This is a genomic window from Alteribacillus persepolensis (assembly GCF_900099605.1).
GTDB lineage: Bacteria > Bacillota > Bacilli > Bacillales > Marinococcaceae > Alteribacillus > Alteribacillus persepolensis.
In genome coordinates this window covers 1-21346 of the sequence record NZ_FNDK01000035.1, presented here as the reverse complement: position 1 = coordinate 21346, position 21346 = coordinate 1, and the positions used below count along the sequence as shown (strand labels likewise).

18 protein-coding genes and 2 pseudogenes are annotated in these 21346 nt (G+C 41.3%); 6 read left to right on the top strand and 14 right to left on the bottom strand.

The window, feature by feature from the left end:
• Positions 1 to 302 (top strand): hypothetical protein (locus BLT18_RS18490; RefSeq protein ID WP_217635754.1); only part of this gene is annotated, 302 nt, incomplete at its 5' end.
• Between the two features lie 63 nt (positions 303 to 365).
• Here BLT18_RS18490 and BLT18_RS16675 read toward each other — a convergent pair.
• Together BLT18_RS16675 and glpK are read right to left on the bottom strand one after the other, a co-directional pair.
• A complete protein-coding gene (locus tag BLT18_RS16675; RefSeq protein WP_091276589.1) occupies positions 366 to 2027 on the bottom strand; it encodes a glycerol-3-phosphate dehydrogenase/oxidase in 1662 nt (553 codons plus the stop codon).
• A gap of 44 nt (positions 2028 to 2071) precedes the next feature.
• Entirely contained in the window at positions 2072 to 3562 is a 1491-nt protein-coding gene (gene glpK, locus BLT18_RS16670) for a glycerol kinase GlpK (protein WP_091276587.1), read from the bottom strand.
• Between the two features lie 140 nt (positions 3563 to 3702).
• Here glpK and lhgO point away from each other — a divergent pair, with 140 nt between their 5' ends.
• Complete coding sequence (gene lhgO / locus BLT18_RS16665; protein ID WP_091276584.1) at positions 3703 to 4905, top strand: L-2-hydroxyglutarate oxidase; 1203 nt, start codon at positions 3703 to 3705, stop codon at positions 4903 to 4905.
• Here the strand turns inward: lhgO and BLT18_RS16660 are convergent.
• Entirely contained in the window at positions 4880 to 6202 is a 1323-nt protein-coding gene (locus BLT18_RS16660; RefSeq protein WP_091276582.1) for a (Fe-S)-binding protein, read from the bottom strand. The two genes, lhgO and BLT18_RS16660, sit on opposite strands and share 26 nt — an antisense overlap.
• Entirely contained in the window at positions 6195 to 7598 is a 1404-nt protein-coding gene (locus tag BLT18_RS16655) for an FAD-binding oxidoreductase (protein WP_091276580.1), read from the bottom strand. The genes BLT18_RS16660 and BLT18_RS16655 overlap by 8 nt, the downstream gene beginning before the upstream one ends.
• A gap of 439 nt (positions 7599 to 8037) precedes the next feature.
• On the opposite strand from BLT18_RS16655, the gene trhO reads away from it, so the two are divergent.
• Positions 8038 to 9006, top strand: a complete 969-nt coding sequence (gene trhO / locus BLT18_RS16650) for an oxygen-dependent tRNA uridine(34) hydroxylase TrhO (protein ID WP_091276578.1) — start codon at positions 8038 to 8040, stop codon at positions 9004 to 9006.
• 90 nt (positions 9007 to 9096) lie between these two features.
• On the opposite strand, the gene BLT18_RS16645 is transcribed toward trhO, so the two are convergent.
• Both BLT18_RS16645 and BLT18_RS16640 read right to left on the bottom strand, forming a co-directional pair.
• The gene (locus BLT18_RS16645) at positions 9097 to 9441 is read right to left on the bottom strand and encodes a hypothetical protein (protein WP_091276575.1); all 345 of its coding nucleotides are present in this window, start codon (positions 9439 to 9441) and stop codon (positions 9097 to 9099) included.
• A 302-nt stretch (positions 9442 to 9743) separates the two neighbouring features.
• Positions 9744 to 10793, bottom strand: a complete 1050-nt coding sequence (locus BLT18_RS16640; protein WP_091276573.1) for a fatty acid desaturase — start codon at positions 10791 to 10793, stop codon at positions 9744 to 9746.
• Positions 10794 to 11134: 341 nt separating this feature from the next.
• On the opposite strand from BLT18_RS16640, the gene BLT18_RS16635 reads away from it, so the two are divergent.
• Entirely contained in the window at positions 11135 to 11332 is a 198-nt protein-coding gene (locus BLT18_RS16635; RefSeq protein ID WP_091276571.1) for a cold-shock protein, read from the top strand.
• A gap of 906 nt (positions 11333 to 12238) precedes the next feature.
• Here the strand turns inward: BLT18_RS16635 and BLT18_RS16630 are convergent.
• Positions 12239 to 12661 carry a GlcG/HbpS family heme-binding protein gene (locus BLT18_RS16630; protein ID WP_091276569.1) on the bottom strand — a complete coding sequence of 141 codons (423 nt, stop codon included), beginning with the start codon at positions 12659 to 12661 and terminating at the stop codon, positions 12239 to 12241.
• Between the two features lie 50 nt (positions 12662 to 12711).
• Positions 12712 to 13925: pseudogene (gene fdhA, locus BLT18_RS16625) on the bottom strand (formaldehyde dehydrogenase, glutathione-independent).
• A gap of 168 nt (positions 13926 to 14093) precedes the next feature.
• Here fdhA and BLT18_RS16620 point away from each other — a divergent pair.
• The gene (locus BLT18_RS16620; RefSeq protein ID WP_091276567.1) at positions 14094 to 14465 is read left to right on the top strand and encodes a winged helix-turn-helix transcriptional regulator; all 372 of its coding nucleotides are present in this window, start codon (positions 14094 to 14096) and stop codon (positions 14463 to 14465) included.
• A gap of 82 nt (positions 14466 to 14547) precedes the next feature.
• Here BLT18_RS16620 and BLT18_RS16615 read toward each other — a convergent pair.
• From BLT18_RS16615 to BLT18_RS16590, 6 genes and pseudogenes are all read right to left on the bottom strand, one after another.
• Positions 14548 to 15388 (bottom strand): annotated as a pseudogene (locus BLT18_RS16615) (IS3 family transposase); the annotation flags it as partial.
• A gap of 613 nt (positions 15389 to 16001) precedes the next feature.
• Positions 16002 to 17144 (bottom strand): hypothetical protein, encoded by a 1143-nt coding sequence (locus tag BLT18_RS16610; RefSeq protein WP_091276560.1) that lies wholly within the window; start codon positions 17142 to 17144, stop codon positions 16002 to 16004.
• A gap of 13 nt (positions 17145 to 17157) precedes the next feature.
• On the bottom strand, positions 17158 to 18414 hold the full coding sequence (locus BLT18_RS16605; protein WP_091276557.1) for a hypothetical protein: 1257 nt from the start codon (positions 18412 to 18414) through the stop codon (positions 17158 to 17160).
• On the bottom strand, positions 18411 to 19295 hold the full coding sequence (locus tag BLT18_RS16600) for an ABC transporter ATP-binding protein (protein WP_091276554.1): 885 nt from the start codon (positions 19293 to 19295) through the stop codon (positions 18411 to 18413). The genes BLT18_RS16605 and BLT18_RS16600 overlap by 4 nt, the downstream gene beginning before the upstream one ends.
• Positions 19296 to 20054, bottom strand: a complete 759-nt coding sequence (locus BLT18_RS16595) for a hypothetical protein (RefSeq protein WP_091276550.1) — start codon at positions 20052 to 20054, stop codon at positions 19296 to 19298.
• Positions 20051 to 20617 (bottom strand): RNA polymerase sigma factor, encoded by a 567-nt coding sequence (locus BLT18_RS16590; protein ID WP_245705308.1) that lies wholly within the window; start codon positions 20615 to 20617, stop codon positions 20051 to 20053. The genes BLT18_RS16595 and BLT18_RS16590 overlap by 4 nt, the downstream gene beginning before the upstream one ends.
• Before the next feature lie 368 nt (positions 20618 to 20985).
• Here BLT18_RS16590 and BLT18_RS16585 point away from each other — a divergent pair, with 368 nt between their 5' ends.
• Positions 20986 to 21240, top strand: a complete 255-nt coding sequence (locus tag BLT18_RS16585) for a hypothetical protein (protein WP_091276547.1) — start codon at positions 20986 to 20988, stop codon at positions 21238 to 21240.
• Positions 21241 to 21346 lie beyond the last annotated feature (106 nt).

Here is a 21346-nt window from a genome sequence, read left to right as displayed (position 1 = left end):
TATCACCCTACATTTCTTTATTCGTTTGCTCTGCGCGTATTATTATGTCCCTGAATCAATTTCATAATTCAGACCTGTCACATTATAAACGAACATTATATGAAATCCCCTCGTTATCATTCGATTTCCGCTTCAGGCGGACGCTTTCCGCGGGCTTGGCTTCAGCCTCCTCGGCAGCAAGCTGCCTGCGGGGTCTTCAGCTCAAGCTTATCCCGCAGGAGTCGCCGCCTTACGCTACAATCGAAATAATGTTCGCTTTTGATAATCATAAAAGCACTTATGAAATTGATTTCACTACATAGATATTTTTACACTTTTCCCGTTCAGCTTTCAAACAATAGGCTTTCCTGGTCTCGGCTTGCAGGTTACACCTCTTTTCTTACAGGGGTAAGAGCATCGTGTACAGCTTTTTCTAACCGTTCACGCTGTTTGGCACGTTCTTGTTTATCCCAATGCAGCAATTCACCCATTGTATGTTCTACCCCATCTTTCCACTGCTTTACCCAATGTATATTAAAATATAAGGCAGCTGTTCTGCGTACAAAAAAATCTGTTAAAGCAGCCGCCATTTCATGATCTACCGCATACCGGACTTCGGCATATAGTGACGGTGGAAGCAAAGGAGACACAGAGCGTTCGGCATAATCAAACAAAATATCGACATTCGCGCCATAGGTTTTGGCTAACCGCTCAGCTTCGTTTTGGCTCAAACCGCGCTTTTTCCCTTCATGACACTTGTTTCGCACAAATTCATCATACTTCAAGGAGCCGCCAATATCACCTCCGGACAGGGGAATATGTTTCGTTTGACATGGCTGACATTTAATTCTGTACTCCTTTTCAAACAGGGCCGCTATCTTATCAACAACAGCTTCTGCCATACTGCGATAACCGGTCAGCTTTCCGCCGGCAATCGTCATAACCCCTGAATCGTGAATCCATATTTCATCTTTTCGAGAAATATCAGATGGACTTTTCCCTTCCTCATGAATTAATGGCCGCAATCCAGCCCAGCCCGATTCTACGTGTTCTTGTGATACATTTAACTTTGGGAACATGTAATGAACAGCATCTAACAGATACGCCCGGTCTGCTTCGGACATTCTTGGGTTCGCGATATCACCGTGATAAGTGGTGTCTGTTGTTCCGACATACGTTTTGCCGTCTCTTGGAATCGCAAATATCATTCGATCATCAAATGAATCAAAATAGACAGCTTGCTTGAGCGGAAAAACACTCTGATCAAACACCAGATGAATACCTTTTGTTAAAAGCAGAGACTTGTCTGGAGCACTCACATCTTTGCGGCGCACACGATCTACCCAAGGGCCGGCTGCATTAACAATACAGCGAGCAAACACCCGATGTGTTTGGCCGCTCAACTTGTCTGTGACCGCCGCTCCGATTGCTTTATTGTCTTTGTATAAAAAATCCACCGCTTGTGCATAGTTTAATAATGCTGCACCATGGCGCGCAGCGGCTTTTGCTGTTTCTATCGTCAATCGGGCATCATCGGTTTTATATTCCACATAATAGCCGCTCCCAATAAGACCCTCTCTCTTTAATAAAGGAGCCTTTCGCAATGTTTCTTCGACACTTAACATTTGTCTTCTTTCCGTATGCTTTACGCCCGCCAAGTAATCATACAAACGAAGGCCCAATGACGTTGACCATCTGCCAAATGTTCCATTTTTATAAAGAGGAAGCAGCATCCACTCCGGCTTCGTTACGTGCGGAGCATTTTCATATACAACGGCTCGCTCTTTTCCCACTTCTGCTACCAATTTGACTTCGCCTTGTTTTAAGTAACGCAGCCCGCCATGAACGAGTTTCGTCGAACGGCTCGATGTTCCCGCTGCAAAATCCTGCATGTCAACTAGTGCTGTCTTCATTCCTCTAGAAGCAGCATCCAGCGCAATTCCGCAGCCGGTTATCCCCCCGCCAATGACGAGCACATCAAACACACCGCTTGTGAGTTGTTTTGTGATATGGTGGCGCTGTTGACTCGAAAAGTAATGCAATGCCAACCTTCTCCCTCCAGCTTTGCTCTTCAGAACTATCCTGCAATCCTTTATTTAAACGCCATTGCTGCGTGTACCGCTTTTTTCCAGCCATTGTATAACGTATGCCGCTCGCTGCTGCTCATATTCGGTGAGAACGTTTTGCTCACTTTCCACTGCTTTGCAATCTCTTCTTTGCTTTGCCAATAGCCAACAGCCAAGCCAGCTAAATAAGCCGCGCCAAGTGCTGTCGTTTCATTCACAACAGGTCTTTCCACCGCCACATCCAGCATGTCTGCTTGAAATTGCATTAAAAAGTCGTTTTTCACAGCCCCTCCGTCCACACGAAGCGCCTTTAACTGCGTATTGGCATCAGCTACCATTGCGTCCAGCACATCTTTCGTTTGATACGCTAAAGACTCTAATGCGGCGCGGATAAAATGTTCTTTTTGCGTGCCTCTTGTAATGCCAAAAACGGCTCCCCTCACGTCGGGATCCCAATACGGCGTACCTAAGCCGACAAATGCCGGCACAACATACGTGCCATCTGTTGATGACACCCGCGCGGCATACTGTTCTGATTCACTGGCATCCTGAAACATCCGGAGTCCGTCCCGCAGCCATTGAATCGCAGATCCAGCGACAAAGATACTGCCTTCTAGCGCATACTCTACGTTCCCATCGATTCCCCAGGCTAACGTTGTGAGCAGGCCGTGCTTGGACGCAATCGGCTTTTGACCGGTGTTCATTAGCATAAAGCAGCCGGTTCCATACGTGTTTTTCGCCATTCCTTCCTCAAAACAGGCCTGGCCAAATAAAGCGGACTGCTGGTCGCCCGCCGCACCTGCAATTGGTATTTGTTCGCCGAAAAAGTGATAAGGAGCCGTATGGGCATACACTTCCGATGAAGAGTGCACTTCTGGAAGCATGTCTTTGGGTACGTTGAATATTTTTAATAACTCATCGTCCCACGAAAGCTCATGGATGTTATACATTAATGTGCGGGACGCATTAGAATAGTCCGTTACATGCGCCTTTCCACCAGACAGTTTCCAAATTAACCACGTATCGACCGTCCCAAACAGCAGCTCATTGTTCTCGGCTTTTTCTCGTGCACCTTCTACGTGGTCTAATATCCACTTCACTTTTGTTGCAGAAAAGTACGCATCTACCAACAAACCGGTTTTATTCGTAATAATGCCGCTGTATCCCTTATCTTTTACATCCTCACAAATGTCAGCTGTCTGCCGTGACTGCCATACAATCGCGTTGTAGACAGGTTTTCCGGTATGTTTATCCCACACCACCGTTGTTTCCCGCTGATTCGTAATTCCAATGCCTGCTATCTGCTTTGGCTTAATGTTGCTTTCTGCAAGTACCGATGCCATTACCGCCAGGATGCTCCCCCATATCTCATTTGCGTCCTGTTCCACCCAGCCTGGGTGCGGGAAATGTTGAGTACATTCTTTTTGTGCGACTTTTACAATGTCGCCTGCCTGATTAAAAATAATCGCCCGCGAGCTTGTCGTGCCTTGGTCCAGCGCCATCATATATTTTTCCATATCAGACCCACCTGCCTTATATTAATCAATATATTTTTTACAGAACCCTGCATGCCGCTCTTGTCATTGACAGATTTATAGAAAGCACATACATTTACAGTAAGTAACTGTGTCTATCATCTACGAATAGGAGGGATAGCATGTATGATTATGCTATCATCGGTGCGGGCATCGTCGGACTTTCTACCGGATATGCTCTTTTAAAGCGCCACCCTGAGGCATCCGTTGTTGTTATTGATAAAGAAACACATGTCGCTGCACATCAAACAGGCCATAACAGCGGTGTAATGCACTCTGGCATCTATTACAAACCAAACAGCCTGAAAGCAAGACTTGCAAAAGCAGGCAATGAAGCGATGGTATCATTTTGTGAGCAGCACAACGTTGACTATGACATCTGCGGAAAGGTTATTGTTGCCGCAAACGAACAGGAGCGGCCGCTGCTTGATAACCTATACCAACGCGGGCGTCAAAATGGTTTAGACGTGCAAAAATTAACAAAAGAACAATTACAAGAAAAAGAACCTCATGCAAACGGAGTAGAAGCTGTTTACGTACCCTCCGCGGGGATTGTTGATTATAAACAAGTGTCCCAAACGTTTGCTTCTCTCATTGAAAAATGCGGCGGAAAGCTGCAGCTTGGAACAGAAGTCATCCGCATCCATGAAAAAGAGCAGCACACACAGGTGGAAACAACCAGTGGCAGCATCACATCTCGTGTTCTTATTAATTGTGCCGGCTTACATAGCGATCGTATTGCGAAAATGGCAGGGTATTACACGGATATGCAAATCGTTCCGTTTCGCGGAGAATACTACCAGCTCAAAAAAGAAAAGCGCCACCTTGTGAAAAACTTGATTTATCCCGTACCAAACCCAGACTTCCCTTTTTTAGGAGTTCATTTTACCCGCATGATAGACGGGGACGTAGAAGCCGGTCCCAATGCTGTACTCGGCCTGAAGCGAGAAGGCTACCGTAAGACCGATTTCCATCCAAAAGACATGATGGAAGTAATGAAATATGGAGGTTTTTGGAAGCTGGCAAAACAATATGCGAAAGAAGGAGCGAATGAAATGATTCGCTCGCTTAGCAAAAAGCGGTTTGTAGAGAGCATGCAAAAGTTGATTCCTTCTATCACTGAAGCTGATGTAGAACCGGGACCTGCAGGTGTGAGAGCGCAGGCTTTACGCGAAGATGGCAGCTTAGTCGATGATTTTCATATTATTGAAGGAAAACGCTGCCTCCACGTTTGCAATGCTCCTTCTCCCGCTGCTACTGCTTCCATTCCAATTGGAGAGGAAATCGCCTCTCGTGTTCTTACAAAACATGCTCCTGTTCACTAGCAGGCTCTTTTGCTTGCGGAGAGGCCGTCATAAGCAATTCAACTAAATGAATGGCCTCTTTTTTGCTGGCTTTCTCTTCTCGTTCAATCCCGAGTTTCATTTGCAAAAGACAGCCAGGATTCGTTGTGACGATCACTTCCGGCTGCACCGCGTTTACATCTTTCATCTTTTTATCCAATATATCCATCGATTCTTCATAATGCACCATATTATAAATCCCGGCAGATCCACAGCAAAAATCAGGATTGCTCATCTCACGGAGCGATATTCCCGGTATTTGTTCTATTAACTGCCACGGTGCATGAGTTACTTTTTGCACGTTGGTCATATGGCATGACGGCTGATACGTGATAGTTTTCTTTACAGACGTTTGGAACGACAGCCCATCCATCATCACGAGTACTTCAGAAATGTCTTTGACTTTTTCTGTAAACATATGTGCCCGCTTATGCCACTCGCTGCTTTCCTCAAACAACATATCGTATTCACTAAGGCGCGCCCCGCATCCGCCGGCATTTGTAACGATAAAGTCAATCTCTTCTTCTTCAAACGCGCGTATATTATCCATCGCAAGCGCTTTAGCTGTTTCGGCTTTACCGGAATGAGCGTGCAGCGCACCGCAGCATGTCTGTGCCGAGGGAATCACAACTTCTACCCCAGAAAGCCGCAGCAGTTCTATTGTTTTTTGGTTAATATCAAAGAACATGCCATCCATCACGCAGCCAGTAAAAAACGCTGCTGTCGCTTGCTTTTTTCCTGGCGGTTGGACACGATAGGAACGTTTTTTTCTTTCTGAGGGAGACGTTTGCGCAGGCAGAACCTTTTCAAATTCACTGAGCGGAAAAGGTGCCAATTGTGTTAATTTAAGTTTTTGCGCGAATGTTTGCAGCCCTGTTTTCTGATAGAGCCACGCAGCACTGCCTAAGCGATTCATCCACTGCGACGAAGGAAAAAACGTTTCAAATAGAAAGTTTTCTGTTTTTGTGGGCGTCTTGTCTGTTTCACTTGCTAATGTTTCTTTGGCTCCTTCTAAAATAGAAGCGTAATCAACGTTTGTCGGGCATACCGATGTACAGGCCATACACCCCAAACATTTCTCGATTGGCTCTTCTAATTCCTCTAACGCTATTTTTCCTTCTGCCGCCATTTTCACTAAGTTAATGCGTCCTCTCGGGGAATGTGTTTCTTTTTCCATTGTTTCATAGGTTGGACAAGCAGGAAGGCAATAGCCGCATTGCACACAGTCAAATGTCTTGTCATAAGAAAGTTTATCTTGCAGTGTTTTCCAATCACTCATGGCGAAGCACCAGCCTTTGATTGTGTTCAGGAAACATTTTTGCTGGGTTCATAATCCCATTTGGGTCCCAGCTGTCTTTTATCCGTTTCATCATTTCCACTCCGACATTACCAAGTTCTTGTTCCATAAAAGGGGCTTTCATCGTGCCGATCCCGTGTTCTCCAGATAACGTGCCGCCAAGTTCTAACGCTGCCTGAAATATCTCTTCCACAGCTTGTTCGACCCGTTTCATTTCTTCCGTATCCCTTTTATCGCACAAAATATTCGGATGCAAATTACCATCTCCCGCATGACCAAATACAACCAGCTCCACGTGATATTTTTCTTTAATACGCTGCAGCTTTTCCATCATCGGTGCAATTTGGCTGCGCGGCACTGTGGCATCTTCCGACACTTTGGTCGGCTTTATCGCCGCAATCGCCGGTGAAACCAATTTTCTTGCCTCCCAAATACGTGCTGCTTCGGCTTGCGTTGCAGGAACCGTGACATGCGTTGCTCCTAATTCATTCATTACTGCTTCTACATCAGCTGCTTCTTTGGTAACAGCTTCTTGATGCCCATCCAGCTCGATGATTAATAAAGCCGCAGCGTCAACTGGCAGCCCCGATGGTTGATAACGTTCAACCGCTCCGATAGAAGCTTGATCCATAAATTCCATTTTGGCCGGCAGGATTCCTGACGTTAATGTTTTGGAAATGGCTTTTCCAGCACTCTCCACATCATCAAAAACTGCCATGATTGTCTGAGCGGCCGGAGGTTTTGGAATTAATTTTAAGACCGCCTCTGTAATAATACCTAACGTCCCCTCTGAACCAATGAGCAGCTTCGTTAAATCGAATCCTGTCACATTTTTAATCGTTTGTCCGCCGGTGCGAATGACTTTCCCCTCTGGTGTGACCACTTCCAAGCCGATGACATAATCTTTTGTTACGCCGTACTTCAACCCGCGCGGACCACCTGAGTTTTCTGCCAAATTGCCGCCGATTGTAGCCACGTGAGCACTGCTTGGGTCTGGTGGATACATCAATCCATATGATTCTAATTTTTTATTGATAGAGGCTGTAATCGTTCCGGGTGAGACAATCGCGATTAAATCATCCGGCCGCACGTCTATCTTCTCGGGCCACTGCGACATATCAAGCACAATCCCGCCTTTGACCGGAAGCGGACCGCCGCTTAGACATGTCCCTTGTCCTCTTGGTGCAACACTTATGTGGTGGCGATTGGCTATTTTCATCACATGGATAACATCTTCTTTTGTTTTTGCCTGCACCACAGCTTCTGGAAGATATTCACCGAATGATGCATCAAAACTGTAGCTTACACGGTCTGCCGTGTCGGTTAATACTTGCCCGTTTAACAGCTCTGTTTGCAATTCCTCAATCCATTGGTTCATGCCGCTTCCCTCCTTACTATCACTCGTTACATCCATGATATCATTCGAACAGCGCAAACGCTCTGGTCAGCAGCGACAAGTTCCGGAGTTGTCGCACAAAGCCAGTTTGCAGCCCGGAGTCGAGAGGGAAGAATTCTCAAGCGGCTGCACGCTTGTACTGAGCCGCGCATCTTTGCTTTCTTTGGACGGACCAAAGGAACTTCGAGCGGGCAGGCGCTTGCGCTAAACAATGAAAGCACCAATTTGTATCCTTTCTTCCTTAACGAAAAAAGCTGTTCGTTTTCCTTCATATAAAATGTTAATAAATTCACAACAGTGAAACAAAATGTTGTGCTCTTTCTTATTCACTGCGAATCGTTTACAATAGTACATTGTAAGACTGAGTCGTATACGCCTATACGGTTGATATCTTGCAAATATTAAACAATAGGTGATAAAAATGGAAAAAAATTATCGTGTATTACTTTACTACAAATACGTCCCGATTGAAGACCCTGAAACATTGACGGAAGAGCATTTAGAATACTGTAAAAACCTCGGACTACGAGGACGTATTTTAATTGCGTCAGAAGGTATGAATGGAACTGTCTCCGGTACTGTCGAACAAACCAATCAGTACATGGAAGATTTACGAAAAGATCCGCGCTTTGAAGATATTGAATTTAAAATAGATGAAGCGGACGGCCATGCATTTAAGAAAATGCACGTGCGCCACCGCAGTGAAATCGTGTCTTTACGCCTTGATGAAGACGTCAATCCAAATGAACAAACGGGGGAATACCTCGAACCAGAAGAATTTTATGAGGCAATGCAAGACGAAGACACTATTGTTCTTGATGCCCGCAATGATTACGAATATGACCTTGGCCATTTCCGCGGAGCCATTCGCCCCGAGATTAACAGCTTTCGCGAGTTGCCGGAATGGGTCCAAGAAAATAAAGATAAATTAGAGGGCAAACAAATTTTAACGTACTGCACAGGCGGCATTCGCTGTGAGAAATTTTCCGGCTGGCTCAAAGAAGAAGGATTTGACAATGTCAAGCAGCTTCACGGCGGCATTGTCACGTACGGCAAAGACGACAAGGTAAAAGGCAAGATGTGGGACGGCAAATGCTATGTGTTTGACGAGCGCATCAGTGTACCGATTAACCAAGTAGAACATGTCGTCGTCGGCCGTGATCATTTTGACGGCGAACCTTGTGAACGATACGTTAACTGTTCTAACCCTGAGTGCAACAAGCAAATTCTCTGCTCCGAAGAAAATGAGCATAAGTACTTGCGCGGATGCACACCAGAGTGCCGTGTACATCCGAGAAACCGTTACGTGGAAGAGCATGAATTAACAAACGAAGAATGGGACGAACGCTTGCAGCAACTCGGTGAAGAGTTGACATCACAAGCAAAATAACAAGATACGGCTGTATCAAAAAAACTCTAAACGAAAAAGCCATGGACGCCATCGAGAGAGAGGGTGACCATGGCTTTTTTGGTGATTTGTCTAGGGAGTCAACGTGGGAAGACCTTCTTGTTCTCTAAGACAGCTATCATTTGGCTCACTTCCATCGCCAGCGTCTCCACTCAAATGTTTCGGCAGATCGCGTCCCATTTTCTTGAGTCTCTCCCAATGGTGCGCTAACAGCCGGCATCCATGGGGCTCTCCGATATACCGAATATATGGTCCAAGTATAAAAGCTACATCATCAAAAACTCTGTACTTAACACTTCCATTTACGTCCTGCCATTTAAAATTGAGTTTAGATGTGAATGTATCAGTCAAATATAAGCGCAAAATAATGATAAGTGCAGCTTGATTTTTCTTTTCAAATACTAAGAAGTTAAGCATTTGTTACATCGTCATGGCGCCCGATTGCGGAAGTTCAATCTATAATAAATCCGTAGATTTTCCAAAAAGAGTTCTTCGTTTTGTGAAGTGCCTATCATCAACAGCGTCGAAATAAGATAGCAGAGAGGCGGATAGTAATTAAGGGTAGTGTGTCAGGAATAATAAGAGGCTTAATTCCAATATAATAAGTGCCTGTCCACCTTCCTTTCGCTTCTAATAAAGTATCACAAAAAACATGGGTGCCGGTTTTTGTAATAAAAAAAGAGACCCTTCCCGTGAAAAGAAAAGGGTCTCGCATTCATTTATTTTTCCGTAAAACCGGTTCTATGAGTAAGCTTCGCTTTGGATGTTGTTTTATTACCAACACCTTTTTCATCATTAAAACCGACAAATGACTTATTTTCTTCATCATATAGCCTAAAACGCATAGATTTTAAACTGGATATGAAGGTTAAGGTTGTTACCCGGTGTAATGGCGGAGTTGATTCATGCGCTTTTTCCAAGTGATAATTAGGGATTTTGGGACTTAAATGATGGACATGGTGGAATCCAATACTACCCGTGATCCACTGTAACCATCCTGGAAGTTTATAAAAGGAACTGCCATCGACAGCCGCTTTTACATAGTCCCATTCGTCTTCATTTTCAAAGTAGGAATCCTCAAATTGATGCTGTACATAAAATAACCATATCCCAATGGATGTTGACACGAAAAGAATAGGAAGCTGAATAATTAGAAATGACTGCCATCCTACCGTAACGATTAGGATTGCATAGACTGCTGCAATGGAAGCATTGATCAAGTAGGTATTCCATCGTTCCTTCCGTCCTGCTTCTTTTCGATTCTTACGGTTCACTATTAAAAAAAGAAAGAGCGGACCCAGTCCAAACATAATGATGGGATGTCGATAGAATCTGTAGGACATCCGTCTCCAAAAGGAGGATTTCCTATATTCCTCCACTGTCATTACCCATATATCTCCTGTTCCTCGTTTATCCAGGTTTCCACTTGTCGCATGGTGGATCGCGTGTTCTCTTCTCCATTTATCAAATGGGAAATGGGTAAGGATCCCAGTGATAGTGCCAAAAAATCTATTTGCTTTATTGTTTGTAAAAAAGGACATATGCGCACAATCATGAAAAATAATAAATATTCGAACTAAAAAACCTGCTGCAACAACTGCTAATCCAATGGTCAACCAAATAGAAACAGATAAACTTTGATAGGCAAAAAACCAAAGCAAGAAGAATGGCGTAATAGAATTTAATAACTGTTTTAGACTTTTTTTGTTATCTGCGTTTGCAAAGAGTGCTACACTTTTTCTTAATTCTGCTTGTTTTTGTTTACTCATGGGTGCCCCCTTGGCATCATCTATGCTTTCTATAACTACTTTACAACCAATCATTTAAAACCTCAAAAGCATTATATATGTAATAAGCAGACACAACAACTTTATACTTCCCAGGGCTACCCTGATTTAAACAGGAAAACACAACTGGAAAATGCCTGCATATTGGACTTGATAAAATAAACCTTGTATTCATTTGATAAAGATGGTAAAGTTTGTATACTTGATTTTGTTCAAACTTCTTGAAGTTAGATAAAGGGTTACCCTATGTCGTCTGGCTGGTAGTAGAACAAGTTTTAAGAATACATGTTGTGTGTATTATACACACAAGGAGGAAATGAATAATGGAACAAGGTACAGTAAAATGGTTTAACGCAGAAAAAGGATTCGGCTTTATTGAACGCGAAGGTGCTGATGATGTATTTGTACACTTCTCTGCTATTCAAGGCGAAGGGTTTAAAACTCTAGATGAAGGACAACACATTTCTTTTGACATAGTCGACGGTGACCGTGGACCTCAAGCAGCAAACGTACAAAAATAACACCAGGTTTTATATATCACATCTAACCACTCACAAGCCACCATATATATTTGGTGGCTTTATTGTGTTTTTTTAAAAGGGAAGTCACCCCATCATCATTTCATTTCTTTATCTAAACACCATTGGTTGAAGAAGCTTGTTCAATAATATGGCCCATTCATATTATAAGGTCAGCCAGTCATTTCTGGTTGACCTATGTTTTGTTGAAGGGAATCCAGTTGGTGAAATTCATTAATAAATGACGTGTTATTTTCAGAATTACTTGTCGCAAAGAATTCATCTCTGGATAGTTTCAGCGAAGCTGCCGCCAGGAGAAAAATGATGGATTGTTGTATTAACAAACGATCTTTTCATCATAACAGGAGTAAAAAAGCGCCTTTTGCTTTTTTACTCCTAGTTAGCCGACTTGGATTTCTTACATTCTCTTGATCTTTTGCAGATCCTTTACTGAAATCACGAGGAAATAATTATAATGGAGAGAACAAAGAAGGAATGAGACTCGGAGGATGATAGCTTCGATGATGGAACCATCATCGAAGCGAATGGAAGCATTGCTGCGCTTTGCTTCCACCTTTTTGTAAGAGATCAATCTCCGAACAAATCGCATAAAAATGAATTTGCATGGCTCGTCCCGTATGACTGTCAGGCAAATGCCGCAGGAACCTGCAGATTGTTGGGTCCTTCCTTACAACCCATGGTTATCGGGGGCGTTTAATACTGAAGCGATACTTACAGAATGACGATTTTGCTTCCCGCCCTTCTGTTGTGCTGCATCCAAACTTACAAATATATCACTTTTCTACTAAAACTCATTGCATCCATCTACATAGAGTATTACTCTTTTTGCTCTGAAGAAAGTAGTTTTTATCAATACACCCAAGACGTGAATTTTCTCATACAGTTAAATTAAATGTTAATAGAAACATTTTCAAATTCTTTAACAGCAGCTTCTGCAACTTGAATATCATGAGATACTGTACTTCCGCTCACTCCAACAGCGCCTTCTACTTTTCCATCTCTAAGAAGTGGAATCCCCCCGCCGAATATTACAATACGTCCATCATTCGTAGTATTTAGACCATAAAGTTCAGCCTTAGGAACTGTTGCTTCAGCTAAATTGGATGTTGGCATCTTCAAAGCCACAGATGTCCAGGCTTTATTTTTAGCAATATCGATACTTGCCAGCCATGCGTCATCCATTCGATGCGCGGCAACAAGATTTCCACCGTCATCCAAAACAGTTATCACCATGGAAACTCCTATGTCTGTTGCTTCTTTTTCTGCTGCTGAAATAATTTTTTTAGCTAAATCCAATGTTAATTTGCTCATATTTAAACCTCCACATTTAATTATTATTAAAAGAAAAAATAAGTTTATTTTTACAAAACGCCATGAGGATCAATAACAAATTTTTTTGCGACACCGCTGTCAAACTCTCTTGATATCCCTGCGGGGCTTCATCTAAAGAAATAACAGTAGCATTTACGGCTTTCGCAATATCCGCTTTACCGTGCAGAATGGAATTCATTAGGGATCGATGATATTTCATTACTGGAGTTTGACCGGTTACAAAAGTATGAGCTTTTGCCCAACCTAATCCGAAACGAATGCTAAGGGAACCTTGTTTGGCTGCATCATCGACGGCTCCCGGATCTTCTGTTACATATAGACCTGGAATACCTAATTGTCCAGCCGCCCGGGTCACATCCATAATAGAGTTCAAAACGGTGGCTGGGGCTTCTTTTGCATCCTGCCCGTGACCGGAAGCTTCAAACCCAACAGCATCAATGGCACAATCTACCTCAGGTATCCCAAGAATTTGTTCAATCTGTTCTCCTAAATCATCATGGTCTCGTAAATTCACTGTTTCACAACCAAAACTTCTGGCCTGTTCCAGACGTTCTTGAATTAAATCACCAACGATAACGACAGAGGCACCTAGCAACTGTGCGGAGTGCGCCGCTGCTAGTCCGACCGGCCCTGCTCCCGCTACATATACAGTAGATCCCGGTTTAACGCCGGCACTATGCGCTCCGTGAAAACCAGTTGGGAAGATATCAGACAGCATAGTCAAATCGAGAATTTTTTCCATTGCTCGATCTTTATCTGGGAACTTAAGGAGTTGAAAATCAGCATAAGGCACCATGACATACTCGGATTGGCCACCGACCCAGCCTCCCATGTCGACATAGCCGTAAGCTGATCCAGGGCGGTCTGGGTTAACATTCAAACAGACGTGGGTATTTTGTTCACGACACTGCTGACAGCGTCCACAGGCAATGTTAAAGGGGACAGAAACCATATCGCCTTTTTTAATAAACTCCACATCTCGCCCTGTTTCAATCACTTCCCCAGTGATTTCATGACCAAGAATCAAACCCTCTGGAGCAGTAGTGCGCCCGCGAACCATATGTTGGTCGCTTCCACAGATATTAGTAGTAATTACTTTCAAAATTACGCCATGTTCACATTTACGTCCTACATTAAGAGGGTTGACACCAGGGCCATCCCGTAAAATAAGTTCAGGAAAATCAGTGTCTTTAACCTCTACCTTTCCAGCACCTGCATAAGCAATAGCACGATTACCAGCCATTTACACCCCTCCTATAATTTCAATCTTAAACCCCATGTATTTCTATTAAGTAATACCCAATGCACCCCTTTCTATCTACATATTACTTAATAGTTTTAATTTTATAAATACGGCACTTTGTTGTAATATAGTTACCTAGACAATACTTTTGATGGGAGAGATAGACAATTGCCAGAGGATTTAAGACACGAGACCTTAAAAAAAGTGAAAAGCGGAAAATTTAATTGTGAAAAGGAATTGACACTCTCCGTTATCAGTGGGAAATGGAAAATTACTATGGTTTATCATCTGGGCAAAGATGGCACCATGAGATTTAATGAGTTTAAAAAGTTATTTCCTAAAATAACTCACAAAGTTTTAACTACTCAGCTGCGGGAACTCGAAGAAGACGGGATTGTAAAACGACGTGTTTTTCCAGAAGTACCGCCAAGAGTGGAGTATTCTTTAACAGAGCTAGGAACTAGTTTAATGCCCATAATTGACAGTATGTATTATTGGGGAAAGGAAAATATGAAGTACTTTATGGATAAAGATAATTGATTTTTCAAGAACTTTAATGGTATGTATCTCGTACCGATGTTAGACTTCCTCATGGTATGTCAACACTAAACTCGACAAATATTTAAAGGTGCATAGACTTGTATTCAGCCGGCGTTAAGTAATCTAGGGATCCATGAATACGAATGTTATTAAACCAATGAACGTAGTCAAACAATTCAAGGTCAAGTTCGTATTGGTTAGGGAAATTGTGGTCGTGGATGAACTCTGTTTTGATCGTCTTAAAGGTAGCTCTAGCGACAGCGTTATCATACGGAGTTTCTTTCTCACTCAAGGATCGCTCGATACCAAAAGTTTCAAGTGCCTGGTCGATGAGTTGATTTTTAAACTCACTCCCTTGATCGGTATAAAATAATTCGAGCTGATGCAGATTGTATTTGGCGGATGCAAAAGCATGTTGAACCAAAGCTGCACTCTTATGAGGGCCAGCACTGCAGCCGATGATTTCACGGTTATATAAATCAACAAGAATACAGATGTAATGCCATTTCTGTTGGACGCGAACGTAGGTTAAATCGCTCACGATGACCTTCAATTCTTGGTCTTGGTCAAACTTTCGGTTTAACGTGTTTCCTATATCTGATTCGTTACAAGTAGCTTTAGAAGGCTTATATTGGGCGATGGTATACTTCGAGACAAGTCCTTGTTCCCGCATAATGCGTCCAATGCGACGGCGTGATACCGTCCAGCCAAGAGCTTCTCAAGCTCTTTTTTTATCTTTCTCTGACCGTAAATATGTCGACTGTCTTTAAAGATTTTAACGATCAAAGCCGTCACTTCTTCCGCCTGGTCATCACGGATCTTGGCTTCATCATAAACGTACTTCTTGGAATTTGCAGGACGGCGCACATTGCTGATACCGAGTATTTGTGGCGGTTATTCCGGATCACATCTACTTTCGTCCCACACATCAATCTCAAGCCATTCATCCCTTTCAAAAAACACTGATGATGAGATTGTCATGACCTTCTGTTTCAAACATATGATAAAGATGAGACGGGCGCAACAAATCTCATCTATAAAGGTTATTAAGACTACTACAAGCTCTTCCACATATCTTTTCCTTTACTCCGAATCATCCCTCAAAAAAGACGGTGTTATAATTGAACCCTCTCAATATGCCATTGAGAAAAGCCCGCGTAAGACGACAGCCAGTGAATTATTAGCCGCCTATGCTGCTTGAGAACATCAAACCTAGGGAAAACATACATTGGCCACTTGCTACTATCACGAATTAATGCCTTATTTCACTAAACACCTTCCCTTGCAGAAATATTTCACTGAAATGAAACGAAAACAACTTTATCAACTGACTTCAATCCGAAATAAACTCTGCCGTATGAAAAATCTGGGGGAAAACGAATCTATACCATTAAACAAATGGCATATAAATTTTAGCATTCTTTGTCGTAATAACCAATTAGCCTCTAAATGTCAAAGCCGCATTTCTCTGTAAAACATGCGGCTACTGAAATAATTTCATTTTGACTGTACTCATTCTTCTCTCTTAAATATGGCTTAAACGATATCTACCTTTTTTTCTTTTTTCCATCGGCTGATTAAAAGGGAGATACCAATAGCAATCAAGAATGCATATGTGGTTACTGTGAGATACATAGGATAGTTAATGCTCATAAAATAGGAAATAAGATACTCTGAGATCAACAGTACCAGAATAACTGCCACAGGGACATGAGCGCCAATTAATGTAATATACCTCGAAGCGACTCTGGAGATAAAAGCAGCTATGGCAGCCGTTATAAAAGATAACAAAAACACGGCAACAACAGTAGCCAAGATATAATCCAAGAAACGAAAATCCATCCAATAAAAGTTATGATGAAGAAATGAATGCAGACTAGACTCAAAGAACACGCTGACGTTATTACCTAAATACATGAAGAAAAATACAACAAGATGAATCGTCGTAATAAGCAAGGCAGCAAGAAACGAGGCTGCTGTTTTTTTCTTAAATAAATATCTCCCCTTATGTGTGGTGTACTGCAACATTCTCATGTTATTCTTTTGATCTATAATATGGATCCGAGAGACCACAATCATCACGCTTAACACGATGAGGATGGCCAATTGAGAAATTAACACATTATAGTTATCTACTACTTCAGTAGGTAATATGGCTTCTCTTTCATCTTTGCTTATAACCTCTTTTACTCTATTTTGCTGGTTTTCATTAGCAATAGGCATATTATTAGGAGACAAATCTGTTCTTCCTTCATACTGATTCATCATCCCTTCTCGTGCCTGAAGCTCCCAGAATACATCTACGCCTTCTTCAAACATCACTTTATTACGTAATGCTGTAAGTTCCTGATTATCTCTATCTATATTATCGAACTGTTCGTAAGTTGTTATCTCAGCTTCCACAAACGCTTCATTGGATTGAAGGTAAAGGTTTGCTTTCTCTACTTCCTCATGATAGGTTTGTTGAAATTCTGTGTATTCGTGTTCATCCATTTCATATCCATATTCGGTAATCATCTCCCCTGCTATATTATAACGGTCAAGATTGGGCCTTCCGTTTGGGAAATGTTCTATATGGAAACTCAAAAACAATTGATAAAAAATCGTACTAATCATAACCACTAATCCAATGATTTTCCAATTCATTAACTTGTTTAACTCATATCCGAGTACCCTCACGTTTTCTCTCTCCTTATTGCAATGATTGTCTCTTAAAAAAGTAAGTACTTAAACTCATAAAAATCCCAAGAATGACTATCCAAACTCCTACGGTTACCAGCTCATAGTAGGCGAAAAAGGTAAATGCTCCATTACCCATAAACCATATATGTGGGTTTAATATGAGAGTGAAAGGAGTAAAATGTATGGCAAATATCATATTCTGGTCGAGAGAAATAATGCTTGGCATCCATATTCCAATTCCCAGTATGATCGCGAATATAAAAAACACAATGTAACTGTTTTTTATGAAAATAGACAACACAACGGTTAGAATCATAAATAACAGTTGGGCTAAGACAATGCAGACAACAAACAGGCCTAGATACTCTATAAATGACAAATTCCACCACGATATATATGGAAAATTAGATTCCGTATTAAAATAGCTGCTTATAGGAACGTTCCATAGCCCCGAATAGTCATAAACGAAAAAATAACAGATCAAGGTCACACCGATTAATATGGCCATAACGGACATGTTGGCAATGATGGCGGCAACTACCTTATTCTTAATTAATTTTCGTCCTGTTTTACTTGTATACGTAATCAAATGTGTCCTTTGCTCAAACTCATAATTCATCATAAACGCTGTAATAAGGACAACAAGAATTATTAACTCAAAGATTATTGCCCGGCCCATATCTTTAAAAAGAAAGGAGTGCATTTCATATAACGACCCCATAAAAAATAGATGTCGATGCTCTTCATTTTCTACTATCTCAGCTAATCTCTCACCGATTTTTTCATATTGATTTCGTACCGTCTCAGCGGCATTTCCATGAAAACCGTAAGTGTGAATGACTTTTTCTGCTTGATTGTTAACCTGTATGTTTTGATATCTTTCATCCAGATTTTTACTTGTACGGTAATACTGCTCCACAACATAAAATTCCTGAAGCTCGCGAAGCTGATGATTACTAAGTTCCTGGTTTAGAGAAACAGAATTATCTGATAATAATGCAGAAGGATGATCATAAACCTTGCCATTTACTGGTACAATTTGATTCATCCACATGACTTTTTCCTTATAATTATCCTCAAATTGATGTAGCATTTCTTCATCTACTTGATGCCCATATTGATCGACAAGATCTGTTAGCACAGCCATTTCGTCTTTGTAATAGAAGTTGCTCATTATAATAAACAAGTTAACAATCATAAAAAATAAAAGAAGAACGATGATGACTGGTGTCTTAAAAATCTTAAGCAATTCGTGCTTCAGAATCATACTGAAGTTCCATCCAACATGGTATCGTCCTCATATACATACAAAAAAACGTCTTCTAACGTTGGTACCACTCTTTTCCATTTCGCTTGTGGCTTGCCATTAGCTACAAAACGGATTATCATTTTCCCATGTTCTTGTTTTTCTGCAATAGATGTATACTGTTTGCGGAAAGTATCTACCTCAGAAAATTCCACTTCTGTTTCATATACTCGCCCCTCTAATATCAGAGCTATATTATCAATAGTGTCTTTATACAAAACCTTTTTATCTTTGATCATGATAATTTCATTCGCAATCGACTCTACATCAGACACAATGTGAGTAGAAAAGATGACAATTCGGTTTCGTGCCAGTTCGGTAAGCAGTTTTCGGAGTCGTGCTCTTTCTTTCGGATCCAAACCAGCTGTAGGTTCATCTAATATCAAGATTTTAGGGTCATTCAACATGGCTTGGGCAATACCAACGCGCTGAATCATACCACCTGAAAACTTTTTCATTTTTTTCTGTGAAACCTCTTCCAAATTGACTAGACGAAGTAATTCAGAGATTCTTTCTTTCGCCTGCTTTTTACGAATCCCCTTTAAAGCTGCTAGGTATAACAAATATTTCTCCGGACTATAGTTCTTATAGTAACCAAATTCCTGAGGAAGGTAACCGAGTACATCCCGGTACTGCTCATCCAAATCTGTAATTTCTGTACCGTTGTATAGGATTTCACCTTTGGTGGGGAATAAAAGAGTAACCAGCATTTTAATAAGTGTCGTTTTTCCTGCACCATTGGGAGCCAAGAGTCCATAAACCCCATTGTTAAATTCTATATTTATATCCTCGAGTACTGGAAATTTGCCAAATTGCTTGCTAACGTTATTTACAACCAACATTTAAACAACTCCTTTCGCACGTGCATAAACGGTGAGCTTTTTAAGATGCTTATAATAAAGAATGAACCCGCAAATACTGATAACTCCATAAACATAGAATGGGATCTGTTGGAGGATAGTTTGGTAAACTTCTGAGCTAAAATAAGAGAGAAACATGTTAATCAGCCCCCACCCTGCTATCACGGTTAACTTGGAGATAAGTGATGTCACTTTCAACTGTGCATATAAAAATACCGCAGCAAACAAAAACAGAGACGTCGTCGACAGTATAAATGCAAAGTAAAAATTAAGCTGATACTCGCTCGCGATGAGAAAAATCATGAAACCATTCATTAACATCGCTACTAAACCGAAAATAAGCATACGAAAAGCAGCAAGCTGATACATGTTGTATTTGCATGTCATCTCCACTTCATAGACGGGGCTTTGTTTCTTGTTTATAAAGAAAAAATAAGCCATGATCATATAAAGGGCAGGCGACCAGCCAAAAATCCACGTGTAAAGATTGCCTTGTTCAAAGGCGGCATAGTTCCCAGCACTAATACTTAAGAAGGTAAGAATAATGATGGAAAGAAAAAGAGTAAATGCAATCTCTGTCGCGTCACGAAATATATTTCTAAAGCCAATTTGTCTGTACATAGTCAAAAGATAGCGCCCAAAAGAAGGGGTTGGATCCAGTCCTCTTGAAATAATTGTTTCGATTTCCCTTTCTATCACCTTCTCATTTGGGAACGGAATATGCGGCTTTTTTCTACTCATTTCTCTCCCCCTAATTCCTTTCTAAGTCTTTTAATGGCAGCGTAATATTGAGATTTGACTGTTGACTCAGGAATACTCAAGCTGTCTGCAATTTCTGCAAATGTCTGCTCTGCATAGATTTTTTGCCGAACAATTTGTTGGTGTTGTTGACCAAACCGGGCTAGAACGTTTAAAACGCTTTGTGCCTCCTCTTTTCTTTCAATATCTACTACAAAATCCTCTGGTTCTTCCAGAAGCTCTTCGGAAATAATCGGGGCATGCTTGTTTTCCTTATAAAATTTAGAACGGTAGTAGTCAATAATTCTAGAATTGGCTATTTTATACAGCCACGTTCGAAACGATGCCCTGCCATCATACCTAAAAATACTCCGCAACATACTCACAAATATTTCCTGAGTTAAGTCCTTAGCTAACTCCTGATCAAAAGTTTGTTTAAATACAAATGCATAGATTTCTTGATAATATTTTCGAATTAAGCGATTAGCAGCTTCTTCACTTGATCGTTTTTGTATTGCTTTAATCCATCTTCTTTCCTGATTCATACCCCTTTTGACCACTTCCATTCACAAGTAACTCTTTTTGTCTTCCTTTATATTCGTAATACACGCTTAAATAGTTTTAGTATACAGGCACTTTTTTTAACCGAATTCAGTAATTTTAATGAAAAAAGAGATACTAGCATGAGAAGGAATACTCTTATCACTATCAACCTTTACTGTGTGTTTGTAAAAGTATACTTTCACAAACGAACCAAAAGGCTTATCAAGGTTCATGTATCTGTTGTGCGGCCACGTTATCGGGCAGCCTCCTATCACACCATACTAAACAAAATCTTCCGGTAAATAGTCAATTGGCACATGATATACGCCATGTCAGATGTGCCGTTTGGCAAGTATAATACCGTAGATGATTTAGAAAGGCGATGATATAAATGGGAGTGCGCAAACCGCAGATTGAACTTTTTCAGACACAAACGCAAGGAACAATGCTTATTACATCTCCCGGGCGGTATAATGTTCTAACTCTGCCTGTCACAACAACAGAAGCAGGGCAAAGAGTGAAACTAGATTCAATGGTTTCGATTTCTTATACGACTTTGCAATTAGCAACACAATATGGATTCGAGATACTTTACTTTTTATTACGTAACGGTGGTACGATTTCTTCCATGCGCTCACGACTGTAGAAACTAAACCTAATGGTTTCAACAACCCTTAATCAATTTAGTTCTCAGCAGTTACTGTTTGCTATAAAAAGAAAAAAGCATTATATACAAGGTCACTCAAAACCTT

Coding starts and splice junctions, on each gene's coding strand:
- BLT18_RS16640 (WP_091276573.1), bottom strand. CDS start 10,793: ATGAGTAAACAAAAACAAGCAGAATTAAGAAAAAGTGTAGCACTCTTT.
- BLT18_RS16605 (WP_091276557.1), bottom strand. CDS start 18,414: ATGATTCTGAAGCACGAATTGCTTAAGATTTTTAAGACACCAGTCATC.
- BLT18_RS16600 (WP_091276554.1), bottom strand. CDS start 19,295: ATGTTGGTTGTAAATAACGTTAGCAAGCAATTTGGCAAATTTCCAGTA.
- BLT18_RS16595 (WP_091276550.1), bottom strand. CDS start 20,054: ATGAGTAGAAAAAAGCCGCATATTCCGTTCCCAAATGAGAAGGTGATA.
- BLT18_RS16635 (WP_091276571.1), top strand. CDS start 11,135: ATGGAACAAGGTACAGTAAAATGGTTTAACGCAGAAAAAGGATTCGGC.
- lhgO (WP_091276584.1), top strand. CDS start 3,703: ATGTATGATTATGCTATCATCGGTGCGGGCATCGTCGGACTTTCTACC.
- BLT18_RS16585 (WP_091276547.1), top strand. CDS start 20,986: ATGGGAGTGCGCAAACCGCAGATTGAACTTTTTCAGACACAAACGCAA.
- trhO (WP_091276578.1), top strand. CDS start 8,038: ATGGAAAAAAATTATCGTGTATTACTTTACTACAAATACGTCCCGATT.
- glpK (WP_091276587.1), bottom strand. CDS start 3,562: ATGGAAAAATATATGATGGCGCTGGACCAAGGCACGACAAGCTCGCGG.
- BLT18_RS16590 (WP_245705308.1), bottom strand. CDS start 20,617: ATGGAAGTGGTCAAAAGGGGTATGAATCAGGAAAGAAGATGGATTAAA.
- BLT18_RS16655 (WP_091276580.1), bottom strand. CDS start 7,598: ATGAACCAATGGATTGAGGAATTGCAAACAGAGCTGTTAAACGGGCAA.
- BLT18_RS16660 (WP_091276582.1), bottom strand. CDS start 6,202: ATGAGTGATTGGAAAACACTGCAAGATAAACTTTCTTATGACAAGACA.
- BLT18_RS16630 (WP_091276569.1), bottom strand. CDS start 12,661: ATGAGCAAATTAACATTGGATTTAGCTAAAAAAATTATTTCAGCAGCA.
- BLT18_RS16645 (WP_091276575.1), bottom strand. CDS start 9,441: ATGCTTAACTTCTTAGTATTTGAAAAGAAAAATCAAGCTGCACTTATC.